We start from the raw sequence: 18,693 nt of genomic DNA, 5'->3' as shown, positions 1-18,693 counted from the left end.
ATTGCCGCTCAATATTTACCATCACAAGAGACTGATATGGCTAGCAACAGGCTTAACGACAACAACACCGACGAACAATTTATCACCGGCATTGATACGCGCCTTAACATTAATAAGGCCGACAGCCAAAACAAAAAGCTGCAATCGTTGGGCTTCTTGAGCTTTTTGGACGATGTACAAACCGAGTTGAATGCGGCTGTGGCGGTCTTTATTGAAGTGAATGGCCATGATGTTCAGCGGCTAACAGCCGATAAAACGGATATTAATACGCTGTTTGCTGACAATGAGCATTACCCTGACTTTGTCGCTTATTTTGAGCGTACCAAGGCCGATATTGAACATTGGGTAGCAGCAGACAATCCTGAGCCATTGGCGCATCAGGCGATTGTTGATCAAGTGATCTGTTTGCGGGCTTTTATAGAAACACGTTATGCCGCCTCTATTTCCGAACCGGATACGCCACCAAAACAGCGCAAAGTTGGCCATTATTTAGGCGCCGGCATCGTATTTTTTCCGATTATCTTTGCTTGGCTGACGCTGCGTAAAGGCTACTCAAATTGGTTAAGAATAGGTGCCTTTATATGGTTAGGTGTCTTCTTGTACTTCACCATGCCCAGCCCGAGGGAAGAGTTGCAGCCCGCCCCTTCCGTAACAGAAGCGCTGCCTGCCAATGAAGCCCCCTCAAGCTCTTATCAACAAGAGCCAGAACAAGACTCAGAACCGCAAATCGCCCGCTAACTCATATTTCAGTCTGGCTTAAGTGACTTTGGGTAAGTCGCTAATGCGGGTAGTGTAAGCCGGTGAAAGGTACTCTCGTTTCATTTTCCAGTCGGTTTGAATGCCTTCGGCGGCGAGGAAAATGCGGCCCTTGCCACTGCGATTAATCTTATCCATCGCCGCCATGAGTTGTTTACTGCGCGGCTTAGGGCTTACTTCATCAAACAGGCTGGCTTGATACGTGCCGGCGGGCCAAAAGTCGGTGAGCATCACGCCCGCTTTTTGGTAGCGATAACCGGGCCGCCAAATTTGCGTTAAACACTGTTGGGCGGCTTGCACTAACTCGCGGCTATCATTGCTGGGCACGTTCAAGACAGTGAGGGCCGAATTACTGTAATAAGGTTGATTGGGTGCAAAGGGGCTGGTGCGCACAAACACCTGCACCAGTCGGCAATAGCTGTGTTGTAGGCGTAGCTTCTCTGCTGCCCGACAAGCATATTGGCTGACGGCTTGGCACAGCGGCGCTAACTCGGTAATTTTCTCGCCAAAGCTGCGCGAGCTGATCAACTGCTGCTTGGGGCCAAGCCCTTCGTCTAGCCCTAAACAACTCTCGCCATTCAGCTCACACACGGTGCGCTCTACCACTACCGAAAATTGGCGGCGGATCACCTTGCTATTGGCTTGGGCTAACTGCCAAGCGGTATGAATACCCATGGCATTCAGTTGCTTGGCCAAACGCCGGCCTATGCCCCATACCTCTTCCACTGGCACTAACTGCAGTAGCTTTTTTTGCCGCACTGGATTGGTCAGATCCACCACGCCCCCCGTGGCAGGCCAACGTTTGGCCGCGTAATTAGCCAGCTTGGCGAGGGTCTTGGTGGGTGCAATGCCTACGCCCACGTTAATGCCTACCCAACGCGCCACCGTGCTTTGCAACTCGGCACCAAACACGCTTAACGGCGTGAGACTTTGTATGCCGCTCACATCAATAAAAGCTTCATCAATGGAGTACACCTCAACTTTGGGCGAAAGCATTTCTAGCACTTGCATCACGCGACTAGAAATATCTGCGTACAAGGCGTAATTGCTGGAGAACACCACGCCGCCCATGGCCTGATACTCATCTTTTATCTTAAAATACGGCACGCCCATTTTAATACCGAGCAGCTTTGCCTCAGCACTTCGCGCCACCACGCAGCCATCGTTATTAGAGAGCACCACTATGGGTCGGCCGTGTAAGTCCGGCCTAAATAGCCGCTCGCAGGAGGCATAAAAGTTATTACAATCCACCAGCGCGAATACCGGTTTCATAGGGATAACTTGCGTACTAAATTGGTGACCACGCCAAATATTTCGAGCGTGACGCCCTCGCTCGGTACGATAGCCGCGTAATCAGGATTTGCCGCCATCAGCCGAACAATGGGCCTTAGCTCGAGTCGCTTACAGGTCATTTCGCCGTTCACGCTGGCAATCACAATCTGGCCATGGCGCGCCTCTACACTGCGATCCACCACTAATAAATCGCCGGGATAAATGCCAGCGTTGATCATGCTGTCACCACTGGCCCGCACCAAATACGTGGCTGCGGGGTGGCGAATGCAATAATCGTTGAGATCTATGCCCTGCTCTACATAATCTTGCGCCGGACTCGGAAATCCACAAGAAGCGCGATCCAGCAGCAACGGCAGTATTTGATGCATACCGGCTTCTAGTTTCCCTAACAGAACAGCCATCTTAGCCACCCCACAACACTGTATATATAAACAGTGTATTTTTAGATAGTCCAGACCGCAAGTAAGGAATGCGCTTACGCGTTTCAGTGCGGATAAATTTGAGTGCGAGACTGCGCCAAACTGACTAATCCATATCGATCAATATGAGATCCAGATAGCACCAAAAGATGAAAGCCGCGTTCAAGTCGGCTAACATGCTGACTTTTTATACTTTTAAGGTCAGTTACTGACTAACTCGCAAGCCAGCGCTCTGTGTTAAGCGAACTCTTACGCACAATTGGGCTCTCATTTGTAAGTCATTATTAAAAAAGGCAATATTTTGTTACGGACTACTCTTTATGCATCGCTGAGCCTCTCCTTATTACTCAGCAGCCCGCTCACTCACGCCCGCGCCTACGTGGATGGTCATCTGCACTACGTCGATTTCTTTCAAGAGTCTGAGGGCATGCCTGCATTGCTCAGCGCCATGGACGACGGTGATATTCGCCGTGCCGCCATTATGGGCATTCCGGTGGCAAAAATTTGGCAAGAAGATGAACCGCAAAAGCCTCGTTACTATGCGGGTGACGACGCCGCTATGTATTGGTATAGCGCCACCGATTTTGAGTTATTGCATGCCATTCAAGCCCTACCACCTGAGGATCAGCAGCGTTTTATTCCTTTTTTATCTGGCATTAACGCCACCGATAAAAATTCTGCCGCTCATTTGCGCCGCGCTCTGGAGCTTAATCCTGGCTTTTGGCAAGGCATTGGCGAGGTGTTTACCCGTCACGATGACGTTACCGCGCTGCTGCACGGCGATACACCGCGCGCCAATAGCGAAGCCATGATGAAAATTTATAAGGTGGCGGCTGAGTTCAACTTGCCGGTGCTTATTCACAGCAACGTTACCTCAAAGCGTGAGCGTAACCCGCTGTATTTAGAGGAGCTAGAAGAGGCAGTCAGTAAAAATCCTGATGTTAAGTTTATTTGGGCCCATGCGGGCACCAGTAAAGAGCTGCATCGTCATCAAGATGAATTGGATTTTTTACGGCCCTTACTCAAGCGCCTGTTGGCTGACTATGACAACTTAACCATAGATTTATCTTGGACGCTGCTAGAGCCTTATCTGCTGGATGAAAAAGGCACACCGCGCCCGCAATGGTTGGCATTGTTAAAGCAATATCCCACTCGTTTCGTACTCGGCAGTGATGTGGTGGGTCGCTTTGGCAACTTAGGCAAGACCATGCAAGGCTTCGATCCAGTATTACAGGCATTGCCCGCAGACGTGGCCAGCGCCATCGCCCACGATAATTTTTTAGCGCTGCTGCCTAAGTCAGCCAAGCAAGACACAGCGCCTGATCCAAAGCCCAAACAAGAACCAAAGCAAAAGTCTGAATCAGATAACAAAGCTAGGCCTAAATCAGACACACAGGCGAAACCGCCAACTACAGACTCAGATACTCAACAGCCAGCAAAGAAAAAATCCGCTGATTAAGCCATTTTTTCTAGACAGATTAAGCGCTCACATCTTAAGGAATGAGCGCTTTTTTATTGCTGATGCGGCGCCTCTGCTCAACATTTACATTTATTCGCGCGTAAAAGTGTAGAGATTTGCACTTTGTGGCGCAGAAAAGTGTGAAATTAGCCTGACGATGTTCCTGTAAGACCACTTATCTAACTCTATTTTTACAAACCTACACGAATCCGATCAAAAAATAATCAGCCATGACACTGTAATTTTATACATGTAATGCCGTAGAATACGGCCATGAATATGCCCCTTGTTACTGCCACTTCGTTGGCGGATCCGCTGTATTACCTGCGCAATGCGCAGCAGGTGATTGAGCTGTGCCTCAGTCAATATAGTGACTTGCTCACCCCAGGCGAAACCCAACAACTGCAACAGCTCCTGCAACTGGATACCCCAGCGCAGGCTTTGCTGGTGCGTTTGGTGATGCGCAAAGGCACGCTGTTTCGTACCGATAAACTCAGCTATACAGAAGTGCCCGACTTAAGCGCGGCCCTTAGGCTATTGAGTGCGCTGGGCTTAGTGTCGCTTGAGCCTGAACTGCTGTTAAGCGAGCTGTGCCATCTAGCCAAGCGCGAAGAATGCGTGGCACTGGCACGGCTAACTACGAGCGAGACGCTCTTTGCCGCCAGCAGCCGTAAAGGTGATTTAGTCAGTGCCTTGTTAGAACAGGCTACAACCGATGACCTTAAAACACTGGCCGCTTGGTGGCCTGATGCGCCTTTTACGGTAATCCAATTAAGCTGTGCTTCTTTATTTGATCGGCTACGGCTGATGTTTTTTGGCAACCTGCGTCAAGATTGGTCGGAGTTTGTATTAACCGAGCTGGGCCTGCAGCAGTTTGAAGCTATGCCATTGAATAGTGACTCGAAACCCTTTCAAGCTCGCGCCGAAGTGGACTTGTATTTAGCGCTGCAGCAGTTACAAAGCCGAGTGTTTAATGGCGAGCCTATCGCTAACATTCGCCCTTTATTACCGGCACCCGTGGCTTGTGAATGGATTGAATATCGTCGCCACAAGGTGCTGTATCAATTTGGCCGTGAAGCGGAACGCCAGCAAGACTTAAGCTTGGCGCTGGACTTATATCAACAAAGTAAGCACCGAGAAGCGCAAGTGCGCACGCTGCGGCTATTAGAAAAGCAGCTATCGCCAGCCGAGGTGTTTACTTATACCACGCAGGCGCTCATTAATATCACTCAGCCTGAAGCGCGGGTAACCATAGAGCGCATTCGCCAACGCAGCGCTAAAAAGGCGGGCATTATCTATACGCCGCCGATTAGCTTAAACGTGCCCAGCGACAGTGAAATATTAGAAAGGCCCACCCAAGGTCGAGTTGAGGCGGCGGTGATCGCTCATTTAACCAGCGACACTCGACAAGTGTTTCATGTAGAAAATCGTTTGTTTAATGGCTTATTTGCACTGTTATTTTGGCCGGCGTTATTTGCACCCATTCGCGGTGCCTTTTTTAATCCCTTTCAAGCGGGCCCTGCGGATTTGTATCGTCCGGACTTTATCGACAGTCGCGCTCAATGGCTGAATGAGGGTTTTGCCCAGCTTAAATCCGGTGAATATAAAGAGGTGATTAAAGCGCGCTATCAGCAAAAGTACGGCATCAGCTGCGCCTTTATGCATTGGCCAAGCTTAAGTTATGAGCTTATCGAAATGGCACTAACAGTGATCCCTACCGCACACTTAACAGCGGTGTTTAACTATTTATTATTAGACTTACGCCATCATCGCAAAGGCATGCCCGACCTCTTAGAACTGGACTTAGCCAACCAAAGCTATCGCTTAATAGAAGTAAAAGGCCCCGGCGATCGACTGCAAGATCATCAGCGTTTATGGATCCAGACCATGCTCGCCCAAGGCTTGCCAGTGAGCGTGATGCAGGTGAGCTGGAGTGATAATTGAAACAAGAGCTGAAACACCAATTGAAGCCAGAGTTGAAGCCAGAGCAGATCGCCATTGCAGTGCGAACCTTGTGCGAGTTTGCGGCACGCCTTGGCAGCCTAGAGCACAGCTATACGCCCTCGCCCACTGCCATCGAGGGCATGGCTGGCCATAAAAAAATACAAGGCCGGCGCGGGCCGGATTATCAAGCGGAATACCTGTTAACTGGCGATTGCTTAGGCATTACTCTTCGCGGCCGTGCTGACGGCTATGAAGCCAAGGGTTATCAGGCTAAGGGGTATCAAGAATATTCTGAGCAAACACTCACGCCCTTATTAGAAGAAATTAAAACCCACCGAGGTGAGATCTCGCGCTTAGGCGAAGGCCAGCGCCAGCTGCACTGGGCACAATTAAAAGTCTATGGCGCACTGTTGTGCGCTCGTGACCAGTTAGCGCAAGTGCGCTTGCGCTTGTTGTATTACGACATTGGCAAAGATTTAGAAACGCCGCTGGAAGAAACGTGGGAGCATGCTGAGCTAGAGAGTTTTTTGCACGATCTCTGTACCCGTTATCAAGACTGGCATCAGCAAGAACAAGCCCACAGAGTAAAGCGCGATCAGTCCTTAATAAGCTTGGCGTTTCCGTTTGCGGACTTTCGCACTCATCAACGACATTTAAGCGAGACCGTTTATAAAGCCATTAGTCGCGCGCAAAGTTTACAGCTAGAAGCACCCACCGGCATTGGCAAAACTCTAGGCGTGGCCTATCCCGCTCTCATGGCCATGCCCAGACGCGGGCTGGACAGACTGTTTATGCTGAGCGCACGCACTACCGGCCGGCAATTGATGCTCGACAGCTTAAGTAAGCTCAAAGGGCCAGATGATGGGCTGTTACCGGTGCGCATCTTAGAGCTGACCGCCCGCGATAAAGCCTGCTTGCATACCGATCTTGCTTGCCATGGGGAGTCTTGCCCACTGGCCAGTGGCTTTTTTGATAAATTGCCAAAGGCACGCCAAGCGGCGGCTAATCGTTATTGGTTGGATCAGACCAGCATTAATGAGATAGCGGCTGAGCATCAGCTGTGCCCGTATTATTTAGCGCAAGAAATGGCCCGCTGGTCTGATGTAGTGGTAGGTGACGTGAACCATTATTTTGATCAGCAAGCGCTGTTATTTGGCTTAAGTCAGCAAAATGAATGGCGCTCGGTGCCGCTAATCGATGAAGCTCATAACTTAATAGAACGGGCGCGGGGCATGTATTCTGCCGCGCTTAATCAAGCGCAATTTAGTGCCGCTGCTAAAGCAGCACCGGCAAGTTTAAAAAAGACGTTTACCGCACTGCAACGAGCCTGGAAGCGTTTGATCTCGGCTCATGAACTAGCAGATTCGGTTGCCGTTAAAGTCGGTGCCGAACCGCAGAACCATCAGCTAAGCACCGTGCCCACCGAACTGAACGGTGCATTACAACGATTAATCGGTGAGATCACCGAACACTTTAGCGAGTTTTCACCAACGCCGGAGCTACAAGCAGTGCTGTTTGATAGCTTGGCTTTTTTAAAACTGGCCGAGCAATTTGGTGAGCATTCTTTATGTACGTTAGAAGTTCGCACTTGGACTGCTGGCAGTAAGCCGCGGCAATCGGCCAGTCTTGCGCTACAAAATTTAATTCCCGCCGATTTTTTAGCGCCCCGCTTTGCTCACGCCGAGGCGGCGATATTGTTTTCTGCCACCTTAAGCCCAGCCCGTTATTACCACGACTTACTCGGTTTACCAGACTCTACCTGTGGCCAGACCATTGCCAGCCCTTTCTCGGCTCAGCAACTGCAATTGAACGTGCTTAATGTGAGCACCCGCTTTAAGGATCGCGCCCGTTCTTTGCCAGCTATTAGCCAGCGCATTGCCGCACACTATCAGGCCAAAGCGGGTAATTACTTGGTGTATTTAAGCAGCTTCGCTTATCTCAAGCAGTTGCAGGATTATTTTCAAAACCAACACCCAAGTCTCCCTTGCATAGCGCAAACATCCGGCATGTCTGAGGCTGAACGGCTGGCCTTTATTGAACGCTTTCGTAACGGACGCGGCTTAGTAGGTTTTGCGGTATTAGGCGGGGCTTTTTCTGAGGGCATAGACTTACCCGGTGACGACTTAGTGGGGGTATTTATCGCCACCCTCGGCTTGCCGCCCTTCGATGACTATCATCAACAATTGGCTCAGCGCTTAGCCGCGCGTTTTGGCTCCGATCAAAGTTATGCTTACACCTATTTATATCCGGGGTTACGCAAGGTTATCCAAGCGGCAGGTCGCTTGATCCGCACCCCTGACGATACTGGCGTCATTGAGCTGATGGATGACAGGTTTAATAGCCCAGATATTCAACGGCTGCTGCCCACTTGGTGGACTGAAAATGCTCATTCGCAAGCAATGCGCTCTATTTGACCATTGCTGAGTTTAAAGAAGGCATTTTGCGGAATTTCTTGCTGCCAGATGGCGTGATCATCCATTTGTGCATATATACCCCGTAATAAAGCGCCCGATAAACCATGGCCCACCACCACCACTTGCTCGGGTAGATTAGGGTCTTGCAGCCAGCTTAAGAGTCGCAGCTTTGCATGCGCTAGGGTGCGTTCTCAATTATGCCAGCCAGATAACGGCTGACACGAGGCTCAACATTGACTGGTAATTTTTTGCCAGTCGTTCGTACCTAGTTGCTATACGACGAAATTGCTTCAACTTTTGGAAGAAACGCTCAACCAAGTTGCGATCTTTATAAACATGACGATCCAACGGCCTTGGCTCCAATCGATTTTTTCTTGAGGGTATAACCGCTTCTGCTCCAACACTTTGAATACTTTCAACAAACGCATCTGAATCATAACCCTTGTCAGCCAAGACCTGGCTAGGCGTAAAACCATCCAACAATGCCTCTGCTTGATCATATTCTGAGGCCTGCCCTAGGGTTAACAGTAAGCGCACGGGGTTGCCTAAAGCGTCAACGGCAGCATGGATTTTAGTCGTTAGTCCACCTCTAGACTTCCCCATGGCTTCTGCATCTTGCTCTTTTTTTTAGCCGCCCCATGTTGATGGACACGAACGATACTACCGTCGATCATGAGTTGCTCAAAATCAGCTTCTTTGGATAACTCCTCCATTATCGTGAGCCAGACGCCTTTGTGAGACCAACGACTATATCGGACGTAAACGCGGTGCCAATGCCCATAAAAATCAGGTAAATCCCGCCAAGGTGCGCCAGTTCGAGCAATCCAAAGTACCGCTTCAACAAATTTGCGATTATCGAGTGCTGTCACGCCTCTATCGCTAGCTTTACCCGGGAGCAGTTCTTCGATGCACTCCCATTGATCATCTCGTAGCAAGTAATGCCTCATAAGTCGTTACCTCACAAGTAGTTACTTCAAATACTATAAAGGTAGCTAATGCAGCCGAAGCGTCAAATGAGAACGCGCCCTAGGGTTTCGGCACCGGGTGCTTTGAGATACCAGCTTAAGACTTGCTGGGAAATATGCGGATATTGCGTTTGCAGGTCCGGTGCGCGTTGCTGTTCCCATTCGCCTAAGCCCACTTCCATTAGCCGTTCATCGAGCTGAATATCCTTAAGAGATAATTGCAGGTGCTCACTAATGATCTGTGCGGTTTGTTGCGCACGCCCCAGTGGGCTGGAATACAGCGCCCAGTCTGTTGGCTTATCTAATAACCCAGCCAAAGTGTTGGCCATGGCGTGCGCTTGCGCTAACCCCAACTCGGTGAGATCAGAATTACAATGACCTTGCAAACGCTGCTCAGCATTAAACAGCGTTTGGCCATGGCGTAATAAATAGATAGTGCGTGACATGGTGTGCGTACCTTGATGCAAAAACAGAATAACAGCGCAAAGAGAACCAAGATTTTTTTGCAACGGAATCCACAAAACCCACGGAAAAATAGTGATCAGTTCTGAAAAACATTTAATGGTTAAAACTAAGACATCCGTAGCGCCGTCTGTTTTATTCTAGAGGCGCTCTCGTTTATCAAAAGTATTCACACAAAAAATATGGCATGGCCCAAAACGGTCGAATACCCTTTGCCTAAAGTAAGCGACCCTAATATGTTTAGAGTTCGTCTTAGCTCTTACCAATCAGATGTTTTGGGTGGTTCTTTTCGATCTTATCTCAGCTTAATTTTTCCGTGCGTTCCGTGTTCTTCCGTTGCAGATCAGTTTTTTTAGCTTGGCGCTATATTAAAACTCGACTTTCACTTGAGCGGCGCTGTGGCTGGCTTTGGCTTTGGCGGCGTCTATGGTATCGCCCAGAGCTAGGGCTACGCCCATGCGGCGGCGACCGTCGATTTCCGGCTTACCAAATAAACGCAGCTCGGTATCGGGCTCGGCCAGCGCCAAATTAAGGCCGCTAAAGGTAGTTTGGCTGGACTTGCCACTGGGCAAGATCACTGCAGAAGCCGCAGGGCCGTATTGGCGGATCAGTGGGATCGGCAAGCCTAAAATGGCGCGGGCGTGCAGGGCAAATTCCGACAAGTTTTGGGAAATCAGTGTCACTAAGCCGGTATCGTGCGGGCGTGGGGAGACTTCGCTAAACAGCACTTCATCACCGCGAATAAACAGCTCAACGCCAAACACACCATAACCGCCCAAGGCATTAGTGACTTGCTCGGCCATTTTTTGTGAGGCGGCCAATGCCGCAGCACTCATGGCTTGCGGCTGCCAAGAGGTACGATAGTCGCCGTCTTCTTGCAGATGGCCGATGGGCTCACAAAAGCTAGTGCCGTTGGCGTGGCGCACCGTGAGTAAGGTGATTTCATAATCAAACTTCACGAAGCCTTCGATGATAACCCGCCCACCACCGGCACGGCCGCCCTCTTGAGCGTAAGCCCAAGCAGACTCAATATCGTCTTCGTGATGCACTGTGCTTTGGCCTTTGCCAGACGAGCTCATGATGGGTTTGACCACGCAGGGCATGCCAATCTCAGCAATACCGGCTTTAAACTCTTCCAAACTGCCAGCAAAGCGATACGGCGAGGTTGCCAAGCCTAATTCTTCTGCCGCTAGGCTACGAATGCCTTCGCGGTTCATGGTGAGCTGGGTGGCGCGCGCCGTGGGGATCACCGTATAGCCCTCTTGCTCCAGCTCCACCAAGGTGTCGGTGGCAATGGCTTCTATTTCGGGCACGATAAAATGCGGCTGCTCCAGCTCAATCACGGCTCTGAGGGCGGCACCGTCCAGCATAGAGATCACATGACTACGATGGGCCACTTGCATGGCTGGCGAGTTGGCATAGCGATCCACCACTATCACTTCTACGCCTAAGCGCTGTAGCTCGATTACCACTTCTTTACCCAGCTCACCGCCGCCACACATTAATACCCGTTTGGCCGAAGCTGAAAGCGGCGTTCCAATTGTTGTCATCAATACAGTTCCTATAAAAGCGGCCACTCGCTGCGGCCAAAAAAAGGGATAAGCTAAAAGCGAAAGTGCATTTTTGCCACGGAATACACGGAAGAAGAGCAAAAAACTGTATTATACCAATCAGGAAAACTAACTGATCAAAACCTTTTCGCAACGGAACCCACGGAAGAACACGGAAAAATAGTGCTCAAATCTGACAAAGCCAAAACTAAGATAAAAGGCTTTAATAGGTAAGAGCTACCCCCCCCCTCCTTACAATAAGCGGGTTCTTACAATAAATAAGCTCTTGCTCCCTGTCACTTGTCGATCTTATCCCATCTTAATTGTTCCGTGCTTATCGTAAACAGAGAGCAGCGTTCTTCCGTTGCAAGATTGGTTCTGGATCTAGAACTAAAAGTGATCATTATTTTACTTAGAATGGTATTAGAGTGAAGGGGAAGAGCCTCGACCCGGCTTTCCTCCACCCTTAACTCTTAGGTGCTTGTCTTTTTAGCTTACGGTTTAAAGCTCTCCGAAGAGGCCTGTTCTGCCAACCAGCTTTCGGCCGCTAATGACCAGTCTTGGCTTAGCTGCCAGCGTTCAATAATTTGCTCAATATCTGCAGGCTGCCATTGTAAGTCTCTAAGCAGCGCCACCGCTTCGGGCGCGTCTTGTGCGAGCGAGCGGCGCACTAAGGTATGGGGTTTATCATGCAATGGCACCAGTTCGGTCCCTAGACTTAAGCCCGCATCTTTAGGGCCTAAATCGTCGAGCCTATCAAAAAATCGCTCCACAAACGGTGCTGAAGCTTGCGGTAACCAGACGGTGACACTGGCATCTGCCTTGCCCGCCCACAGCCGCTGCCATATTTGGCCAAGCCTGGCCTCTTCGATAGTCACATTGAAGTTTTGCTGTTTGAGCGCGGCCGCCGCCAAGTGAGTGCGCGCCAGCTCAGCGGGCGCCCCACCGCTTAACAGGTGCACATCGCGGGAGCTAGCGTTATCACACGCGCTAAGCAATAACACCGCTAACGACAATAAACCGATTTTTAGTCGTCGCATAAATTGTTCTCTCCTGAAGCTGATGGCCTTAAGAATGCCAGAAAGTGTCGTCAATATCATGTGATCCTTAACTCAGCATCGGCTTTATGGGCGGGCAAAAACGGTGGCCGCAAACACGCCTATGCCCCTAAATTTTACTCTTAGGCCAAGTAGTTAAGCCTAGCGGCAGGCGCCCATTACGGTGAATGAATCCGCCTGCCAGCGTAAAAAAGTCTCATGCAAGTCTGGCTGCTTTTTCAGCCAATTGTGCTAATGTGCTGCACCTTTTAGATAACGCTGTTTACGCCGGTAATGAAGCACTTATTCATAAAGCCGCTGTGCGTGCCTGCGTTATCAGACCCGTCTCATGAGACACAAAATATGGGATACAAAATGCGTTTATTACACTTATTTGGCACTTCAGCCGTGAAAAAGCCCCACAGCCTTCTGGTGCTGGCACTGTGCACTATGCTCAGCGGTTGTTTCGCGCCTATGTTAGCGATGGGTCCTAGCCAGCTGATGTGGGCCTTTATCAAACCTTTTGTCGGCTTAGACCCCAGCAGTTCTCAGCTATTTGAAAAGCCGATGATCAAAAACCGTATGACGGCCCTGTTAGGTGAAGATTACGAGGAGACGCTGGCGCTGCTGCGTACCGCGCCGGCGCTAAAGCAAGAAGGCACGCTGTTTTATCTGGCCTCTCCCACCGAAGATGGCGAAGCACAAGCGGCCGGTTTAGTGTGGAACGCGCAAACCAATAAAATGTCGGCTATCGTCAATGACGGTAAAGAAACCAAGCTATTTAACGAGCCTAATAGCACTGTGCCTGTAGTATGGCCTAAAACCTTACAACCCTTGGTGGCACCGACTAAAAATGGCGCCATTAAAGCTGCCTTTAGCGGCCAGAGCGCCACTGCAGTTGAGCTTACGGAAACAGAACAACAGCTAAAAGCGGCTCAAGCCCAGTTAAAAGCCTTGCAAGACCAAGCCGATTTACAGGCAGTGCAAGCGAAAATTAAGGCGCTGCAAAACCAGACCACACTGGAAGCCAGCAATAAAGCTGCAGTAAAAGCGAAGGTGAAAACTGACGTAGACACTGATGTTAAAACTGAGGTAAAAACCAAGGTACAGCTAAAAAACAAAGCCGGCCTGAATATTGAAACCACCACAGCAACCAAAAAAGTGAACGCTCAGTAAGCGTTTAATCCTCTGCCTTAAATGGGTATCAGTGCTGAATAAAAAGCAAAAAAATGGCGTGGTTATCCACGCCATTTTCATTGCTACTCACTAGGGTGCGTTCTCAATTATGCCAGCCAGATAACGGCTGACACGAGGCTCAACATTGACTGGTAATTTTTTGCCAGTCGTTCGTACCTAGTTGCTATACGACGAAATTGCTTCAACTTTTGGAAGAAACGCTCAACCAAGTTGCGATCTTTATAAACATGACGATCCAACGGCCTTGGCTCCAATCGATTTTTTCTTGAGGGTATAACCGCTTCTGCTCCAACACTTTGAATACTTTCAACAAACGCATCTGAATCATAACCCTTGTCAGCCAAGACCTGGCTAGGCGTAAAACCATCCAACAATGCCTCTGCTTGATCATATTCTGAGGCCTGCCCTAGGGTTAACAGTAAGCGCACGGGGTTGCCTAAAGCGTCAACGGCAGCATGGATTTTAGTCGTTAGTCCACCTCTAGACTTCCCCATGGCTTCTGCATCTTGCTCTTTTTTTTAGCCGCCCCATGTTGATGGACACGAACGATACTACCGTCGATCATGAGTTGCTCAAAATCAGCTTCTTTGGATAACTCCTCCATTATCGTGAGCCAGACGCCTTTGTGAGACCAACGACTATATCGGACGTAAACGCGGTGCCAATGCCCATAAAAATCAGGTAAATCCCGCCAAGGTGCGCCAGTTCGAGCAATCCAAAGTACCGCTTCAACAAATTTGCGATTATCGAGTGCTGTCACGCCTCTATCGCTAGCTTTACCCGGGAGCAGTTCTTCGATGCACTCCCATTGATCATCTCGTAGCAAGTAATGCCTCATAAGTCGTTACCTCACAAGTAGTTACTTCAAATACTATAAAGGTAGCTAATGCAGCCGAAGCGTCAAATGAGAACGCGCCCTAGCGATTAACGCTAATGAGCCCGTCTATAGACTACCGTTATACTGGTTTATCATTCAGTTCAGTGCCTGCGGGCTGCTCATCACTGTCGTTATTTAAGTCGTCATCATGCTCTTCCATCTTCCACGGCAAGATACCGGGCGAGATATGCAAAATGTGCAGATATTTCTCAAACTGATCCAAAATATCGCTGATGATATCTTGCTGATCGTAGCCGTACACATCGTATGCTTGGCCACCACGGCGCAAGAACACTTCGGCGCGATAGTAATGATCGTCGCCGTCTACATCTCGATCCGACTCAGGGAAAGCGAAGTCCGGCATGGCATAGCCACGTAGACGAATCTCATAGATAAACTCGAGTTTAGCCTCTTGAAACACCTGAAATTGCGCACGACAATTTGACTCATCAAACAGCACTTCCGCTTCCCACCCTTGTTGCTCTAGTTCTTGTTCAACCTTATGCATAGCTTGAAAGCCGGTAGTGCGAATAAATTGCTCTACCGCATCGCGAGCCGGAAAATCCACCAGATTAGCCAAGCGCTTTTTCCAAAAGCCCGGTCCCGCTTTTGGGCCACCTTTGGCCGATTGCATATGCTGCTGCAAGCTCACCTCATGGTGCCCTTCAATAACCAAAGCACGCCACATGCCGACCATGGCAATCAGCATAATAATGGCAAAAGGCAAAGCACTCACTATGGTCGCGGTTTGCAATGCGCTCAGTCCGCCTGCCAATAACAAGGCCGCTGCCACTAGTCCTTCGGTTGACGCCCAGAAGACGCGCTGCCATACCGGCGTTTGTGCCACGCCACCCGAAGCCAGTGAGTCAATCACTAACGAGCCAGAGTCAGAAGAAGTAACAAAAAAGGTGATGATCAAAATCACCGTAATAAAGGACACAATGGAGGTAAAAGGAAGTTGTTCAAACAACTTGAACAAGGCAATGGCTTGGTCAGCCTGTACTTCGTCAATTAAAGACGTGTAACCGTCCACCATAATCATGTGTAAGGCAGTATCGCCAAACACCGAGAACCACAAGAAGGTAAAGACGGTGGGGACCACCATAACGCCAACCACAAATTGACGAATAGTACGGCCGCGGCTGATCTTGGCGATAAACAAGCCGACAAAGGGTGCCCAAGCAATGGTCCAACCAAAAATAAACAGTGTCCAGTTACCAATCCAATCGCTGGAGGTATAGGCCTGCAGGTTAAAGGTGCGCTCCACTATGTTGCTTAAGTAGCTACCGGTGTTTTGCATAAAGGTATTGAGAATAAACACCGTAGGGCCAACAGCAAACACGAACACCATTAAAGAGATAGCCAGCACCATATTTAACATCGACAAGCGCTTTACGCCTTTGTCCATGCCTGCCACTACCGATAAGGTAGCCAAGGCAGTGATCGCCACAATAGCAATGATTTGTACCGTGGTATTTACCGGAATATTCGGCCACAGATAATTAAGGCCGGCGTTAATTTGCGCCACCGATAAGCCCAGCGTGGTGGCAATACCAAACAAGGTACCCAAGATGGCAAACACATCCACTGTATGTCCCATAGGGCCGTAAATTTTATCGCCAATCAGCGGGTATAAGGTGGAGCGCATCGACAATGGCAAACCGTGGCGAAAGGCAAAATAGGCTAACGACAAGCCCACCAAGCCGTAAATAGCCCAAATATGAAAGCCCCAGTGGAAAAAGGCGATTTGCATGGCTTGTTTGGCTGCATCCACGGTTAACGCCGGGCCTGCGGGGGGTGAAGCGTAATGCAACACTGGCTCAGCCACACCAAAGAACAACAAGGCGATGCCGTAACCGGCAGAAAACAACATGGCAAACCAAGCCACGAAGCTGTATTCCGGCTCCGCATGATCCGGCCCAAGTTTAATGTTGCCCCATTTACTAAAGGCGACCGAGACAATAAACACCAAGAAGATGGCTACCGACAGCATATAAAACCAGCCGAAGGTCTTGGTGAAATAAGCCAAAATATCGGCAAATACCTCTCCTGCCAGTTCAGGGTTACTCATGGTGCCGACAACCATTAACAGGATCACCACCACGGCAGGAATAAACACCGGTATCAATATGGTCGAAGAAGGAGACGCTTTCTCTGGATTCATTTTTTCTGAAGCCATAATAAAACTCCTGTAGATAAATGTAGTGCTGTTACAACCAGCATGCTCTGCACAAGTCTAACGTAAAATTAAAGGGCTTTGTGCTGAAAAAGGATTCAAATGAAAAAATGCTAGAGCCTTCAAAATCCGAAGCTGTATTTGGAAGAGTAATGATTAAAAATTCGTCTATTAATTGCGTCTGCGGCCCTATACTGAAAAGATGTTTTATTGTTATTTTCAACAGAAGTTATTTTCAACAGGGGTTACTTTCAACAGGAGCAAGTATGCAAGGGCAAGCAATCAGGCGCAGATATTGGAGAGCAGCAGGCGTATGTAGCTTAGTGCTGCTAATCGCACCCTTGATAACTCAATCAGCAAAGGTACAAGCGATGAGCCCCATCAATATTGAAATCGGCGGCACGGCCGGTACCGCTTATTCGGCTTATTGGCGGGTAGAAAATGCGGGAAAAATTCAGGAGTATCATCAAGCACAGGGCCAAGTGCCCGCCAAACTTAGCTATCACGGCGACGCCATTAGCGGCACAGTCACGCTGTTAAATGCGGGGCAATTAACACTGACCGTAGAAAAAAATGGCAGTCGCTCTCGCTCTGTCACCCAAGGCAAAGGCAGCACGCTGCAGTTTTCAGTCAGATAAAAACACCGCCTGCAGTTTCATCGCGCCTTAACCCTCACGCTTTATACTTCACTCGTCACCGACTTCAACCAGCGCTGGGCTAAGGTTAGCCGCTCTGCCACGCCAAACTGAGCTTGGGATTGTTGTGTAGCCCAAGCCCAGGCTTGATTGCCATAATCAAAATGCCACCACTCACTGGGCAGATTGCTAAAGCCCGCTTGCAGCATGACGCTGTGCAATAAACGTCGGTTTTCAATGACTTCTGATTCACGGGCGTTGGGCTTGGTAATGGTTTCAAAGGCGGCACTGGCCGACCAGAAGCTAATATCATCAAATTCGGTGCCCATATCGAGTAGTAAGCCTTCTACATCGCATAAGGCTACATCGACCGAGCCACCGGTTAAGTGTGGGCTGGGAGCGGCGGGATTATCACTGGGTGGGGACACAAATTGGCGCAGGTGGGCGAGCAGTTCGGTCTCATTTTGCTGGGTGTCATGAGTGGTCATCACGGTATGCAGGGTGTCATACAAATATTGCTGCACCGGTAATGGGCGCCAGCCATCTAATACCACCAGCTCGATGCCGGTAGGCAATAAACGGGCGGCTTTATATAAACGAAACAACACACTACGGCGCACATAGCACTCGTTTAACGCCCCGGGCACCCCTTGATGAAAGTAAGCCGGATAAGATCGCAACGGAGAATTGACTAACCCCAAGGGCACTAACGGGTCTTGGCTTTCAATAATGGGGATGACTTGTACCTGTGACCAGTTGGGATCAGGCTTGTTAGCGATAGTTTGGGATAAGAAATTCATACGCGGGCACCTGGTTGCAAAGACAATAAGATTGCAAAGATAAAAGAGTCAAAGACAAGCCTCACCCTCGCCAAAAAGAATGGCCTTTGCAACCCGCACCTGCGCAAGCTTGGTTACAGATCGCGAATAAAAGATTTATCCAATTGTTTAAAGGCTAAATTGAGGGTTTCTCCCAGCTCAAAATAACGCGGACGCGCCACCGGCTGGGTGACCGACACCCCGGCTTCAGCCATCTTCTGATAAATTTGTTGATACCAAGTCACCAAATTGGGCGGCAAGAGTGTGTCTGCGCGCTTCCCTAACCAAAACAGCCCCTGCAACGGCAGGCTGGCCAAAAATAGCACTGAGGTCACCACGCCCGGCCAATAACGCGGGTCGCCTAATTGAAACTGCACCAGCAGGCTCAATACCATAAGTGCGGGAATGGTACGCAACGCCAAGCGCGTGGCCGTGGTGATGCGGTACTCAGGAAACAAGGCCGCCAGTTGGCGCTCTTTGGGCCACACCGCCAAATAAGCGCTGCCTCTGTGTAAGGTATGCGTTAATGTTGTCATTATGCCTCCAGAGCAGAATAATTAAGGGCAAGGTTAAGCACTTTACTAGACCCACATCATAGAACCACCCTCGCGTTCTGTTATTTTACGCCACTAAGTGGGTATTATCCCCTGTATTTATAATTTGACCGTTTCAGCCGCCGGCTCAGTACAGC

Annotated in this window: 16 protein-coding genes; 6 read left to right on the top strand and 10 right to left on the bottom strand. The window is 49.6% G+C overall.

Annotated features, from left to right (window positions below):
* Positions 1-36 precede the first annotated feature (36 nt).
* Complete coding sequence (locus CBP31_RS11630) at positions 37-738, top strand: hypothetical protein (RefSeq protein WP_087037433.1); 702 nt, start codon at positions 37-39, stop codon at positions 736-738.
* A gap of 18 nt (positions 739-756) precedes the next feature.
* Here the strand turns inward: CBP31_RS11630 and umuC are convergent, their stop codons facing one another.
* Together umuC and umuD are read right to left on the bottom strand one after the other, a co-directional pair.
* Complete coding sequence (gene umuC / locus CBP31_RS11625) at positions 757-2,028, bottom strand: translesion error-prone DNA polymerase V subunit UmuC (protein ID WP_087037431.1); 1,272 nt, start codon at positions 2,026-2,028, stop codon at positions 757-759.
* Positions 2,025-2,450, bottom strand: a complete 426-nt coding sequence (gene umuD, locus CBP31_RS11620; protein ID WP_087037429.1) for a translesion error-prone DNA polymerase V autoproteolytic subunit — start codon at positions 2,448-2,450, stop codon at positions 2,025-2,027. Before umuD ends, umuC begins: the two co-directional genes overlap by 4 nt.
* Positions 2,451-2,769: 319 nt before the next feature.
* Here umuD and CBP31_RS11615 point away from each other — a divergent pair, with 319 nt between their 5' ends.
* The 3 genes from CBP31_RS11615 (at position 2,770) to CBP31_RS11605 (ending at position 8,285) form a co-directional block, all read left to right on the top strand.
* A complete protein-coding gene (locus CBP31_RS11615; RefSeq protein ID WP_227875019.1) occupies positions 2,770-3,927 on the top strand; it encodes an amidohydrolase family protein in 1,158 nt (385 codons plus the stop codon).
* A 273-nt stretch (positions 3,928-4,200) separates the two neighbouring features.
* The gene (locus tag CBP31_RS11610) at positions 4,201-5,871 is read left to right on the top strand and encodes a VRR-NUC domain-containing protein (protein WP_087037427.1); all 1,671 of its coding nucleotides are present in this window, start codon (positions 4,201-4,203) and stop codon (positions 5,869-5,871) included.
* A complete protein-coding gene (locus CBP31_RS11605) occupies positions 5,868-8,285 on the top strand; it encodes an ATP-dependent DNA helicase (RefSeq protein ID WP_227875018.1) in 2,418 nt (805 codons plus the stop codon). The genes CBP31_RS11610 and CBP31_RS11605 overlap by 4 nt, the downstream gene beginning before the upstream one ends.
* 195 nt (positions 8,286-8,480) lie before the next feature.
* On the opposite strand, the gene CBP31_RS11600 is transcribed toward CBP31_RS11605, so the two are convergent.
* From CBP31_RS11600 to CBP31_RS11585, 4 genes are all read right to left on the bottom strand, one after another.
* Positions 8,481-9,232 (bottom strand): IS5 family transposase gene (locus CBP31_RS11600; protein ID WP_407668743.1). Its coding sequence is split into 2 segments (ribosomal slippage): positions 8,481-8,902 and positions 8,902-9,232, totalling 753 coding nucleotides; the frame shifts between segments, so codons are not numbered across the junction.
* 62 nt (positions 9,233-9,294) lie between these two features.
* The gene (locus CBP31_RS11595) at positions 9,295-9,696 is read right to left on the bottom strand and encodes a histidine phosphatase family protein (protein ID WP_087037425.1); all 402 of its coding nucleotides are present in this window, start codon (positions 9,694-9,696) and stop codon (positions 9,295-9,297) included.
* 384 nt (positions 9,697-10,080) lie between these two features.
* Positions 10,081-11,262, bottom strand: coding sequence for a formate-dependent phosphoribosylglycinamide formyltransferase (purT, locus tag CBP31_RS11590; RefSeq protein WP_087037423.1), 1,182 nt, complete (start codon positions 11,260-11,262; stop codon positions 10,081-10,083).
* A gap of 494 nt (positions 11,263-11,756) precedes the next feature.
* Complete coding sequence (locus tag CBP31_RS11585) at positions 11,757-12,302, bottom strand: glycine betaine ABC transporter substrate-binding protein (RefSeq protein WP_087037421.1); 546 nt, start codon at positions 12,300-12,302, stop codon at positions 11,757-11,759.
* Between the two features lie 372 nt (positions 12,303-12,674).
* On the opposite strand from CBP31_RS11585, the gene CBP31_RS11580 reads away from it, so the two are divergent.
* The gene (locus CBP31_RS11580; RefSeq protein WP_087037419.1) at positions 12,675-13,475 is read left to right on the top strand and encodes a hypothetical protein; all 801 of its coding nucleotides are present in this window, start codon (positions 12,675-12,677) and stop codon (positions 13,473-13,475) included.
* 107 nt (positions 13,476-13,582) lie between these two features.
* On the opposite strand, the gene CBP31_RS11575 is transcribed toward CBP31_RS11580, so the two are convergent.
* Both CBP31_RS11575 and CBP31_RS11570 read right to left on the bottom strand, forming a co-directional pair.
* A protein-coding gene (locus CBP31_RS11575) for an IS5 family transposase (RefSeq protein WP_407668743.1) occupies positions 13,583-14,334 on the bottom strand; the annotation gives its coding sequence in 2 pieces (ribosomal slippage) (positions 13,583-14,004 and positions 14,004-14,334; 753 coding nt in all).
* 118 nt (positions 14,335-14,452) lie between these two features.
* Complete coding sequence (locus CBP31_RS11570) at positions 14,453-16,552, bottom strand: BCCT family transporter (protein WP_227875017.1); 2,100 nt, start codon at positions 16,550-16,552, stop codon at positions 14,453-14,455.
* Positions 16,553-16,920: 368 nt separating this feature from the next.
* Between CBP31_RS11570 and CBP31_RS11565 the strand changes: the two genes are divergently transcribed.
* The gene (locus CBP31_RS11565; RefSeq protein WP_087037417.1) at positions 16,921-17,187 is read left to right on the top strand and encodes a hypothetical protein; all 267 of its coding nucleotides are present in this window, start codon (positions 16,921-16,923) and stop codon (positions 17,185-17,187) included.
* 41 nt (positions 17,188-17,228) lie between these two features.
* Here CBP31_RS11565 and CBP31_RS11560 read toward each other — a convergent pair whose 3' ends face one another.
* Together CBP31_RS11560 and yfbV are read right to left on the bottom strand one after the other, a co-directional pair.
* Positions 17,229-17,984, bottom strand: a complete 756-nt coding sequence (locus CBP31_RS11560; protein ID WP_087037415.1) for a M15 family metallopeptidase — start codon at positions 17,982-17,984, stop codon at positions 17,229-17,231.
* A gap of 113 nt (positions 17,985-18,097) precedes the next feature.
* Positions 18,098-18,538: a terminus macrodomain insulation protein YfbV gene (gene yfbV / locus CBP31_RS11555; RefSeq protein WP_087037413.1), complete on the bottom strand. Its 441-nt coding sequence runs from the start codon at positions 18,536-18,538 to the stop codon at positions 18,098-18,100.
* Positions 18,539-18,693: the final 155 nt, after the last annotated feature.

The organism is Oceanisphaera profunda, assembly GCF_002157895.1.
Taxonomy (GTDB): Bacteria; Pseudomonadota; Gammaproteobacteria; order Enterobacterales; family Aeromonadaceae; genus Oceanimonas; species Oceanimonas profunda.
This window is presented reverse-complemented; position numbering and strand designations above follow the sequence as displayed.

Bases quoted from the DNA above. Each gene is read 5' to 3' on its own strand.
- umuD (WP_087037429.1), bottom strand. From the start codon at position 2,450: ATGGCTGTTCTGTTAGGGAAACTAGAAGCCGGTATGCATCAAATACTG.
- CBP31_RS11595 (WP_087037425.1), bottom strand. From the start codon at position 9,696: ATGTCACGCACTATCTATTTATTACGCCATGGCCAAACGCTGTTTAAT.
- umuC (WP_087037431.1), bottom strand. From the start codon at position 2,028: ATGAAACCGGTATTCGCGCTGGTGGATTGTAATAACTTTTATGCCTCC.
- CBP31_RS11570 (WP_227875017.1), bottom strand. From the start codon at position 16,552: ATGGCTTCAGAAAAAATGAATCCAGAGAAAGCGTCTCCTTCTTCGACC.
- CBP31_RS11580 (WP_087037419.1), top strand. From the start codon at position 12,675: ATGCGTTTATTACACTTATTTGGCACTTCAGCCGTGAAAAAGCCCCAC.
- CBP31_RS11565 (WP_087037417.1), top strand. From the start codon at position 16,921: ATGAGCCCCATCAATATTGAAATCGGCGGCACGGCCGGTACCGCTTAT.
- CBP31_RS11585 (WP_087037421.1), bottom strand. From the start codon at position 12,302: ATGCGACGACTAAAAATCGGTTTATTGTCGTTAGCGGTGTTATTGCTT.
- yfbV (WP_087037413.1), bottom strand. From the start codon at position 18,538: ATGACAACATTAACGCATACCTTACACAGAGGCAGCGCTTATTTGGCG.
- purT (WP_087037423.1), bottom strand. From the start codon at position 11,262: ATGACAACAATTGGAACGCCGCTTTCAGCTTCGGCCAAACGGGTATTA.
- CBP31_RS11560 (WP_087037415.1), bottom strand. From the start codon at position 17,984: ATGAATTTCTTATCCCAAACTATCGCTAACAAGCCTGATCCCAACTGG.
- CBP31_RS11610 (WP_087037427.1), top strand. From the start codon at position 4,201: ATGAATATGCCCCTTGTTACTGCCACTTCGTTGGCGGATCCGCTGTAT.
- CBP31_RS11630 (WP_087037433.1), top strand. From the start codon at position 37: ATGGCTAGCAACAGGCTTAACGACAACAACACCGACGAACAATTTATC.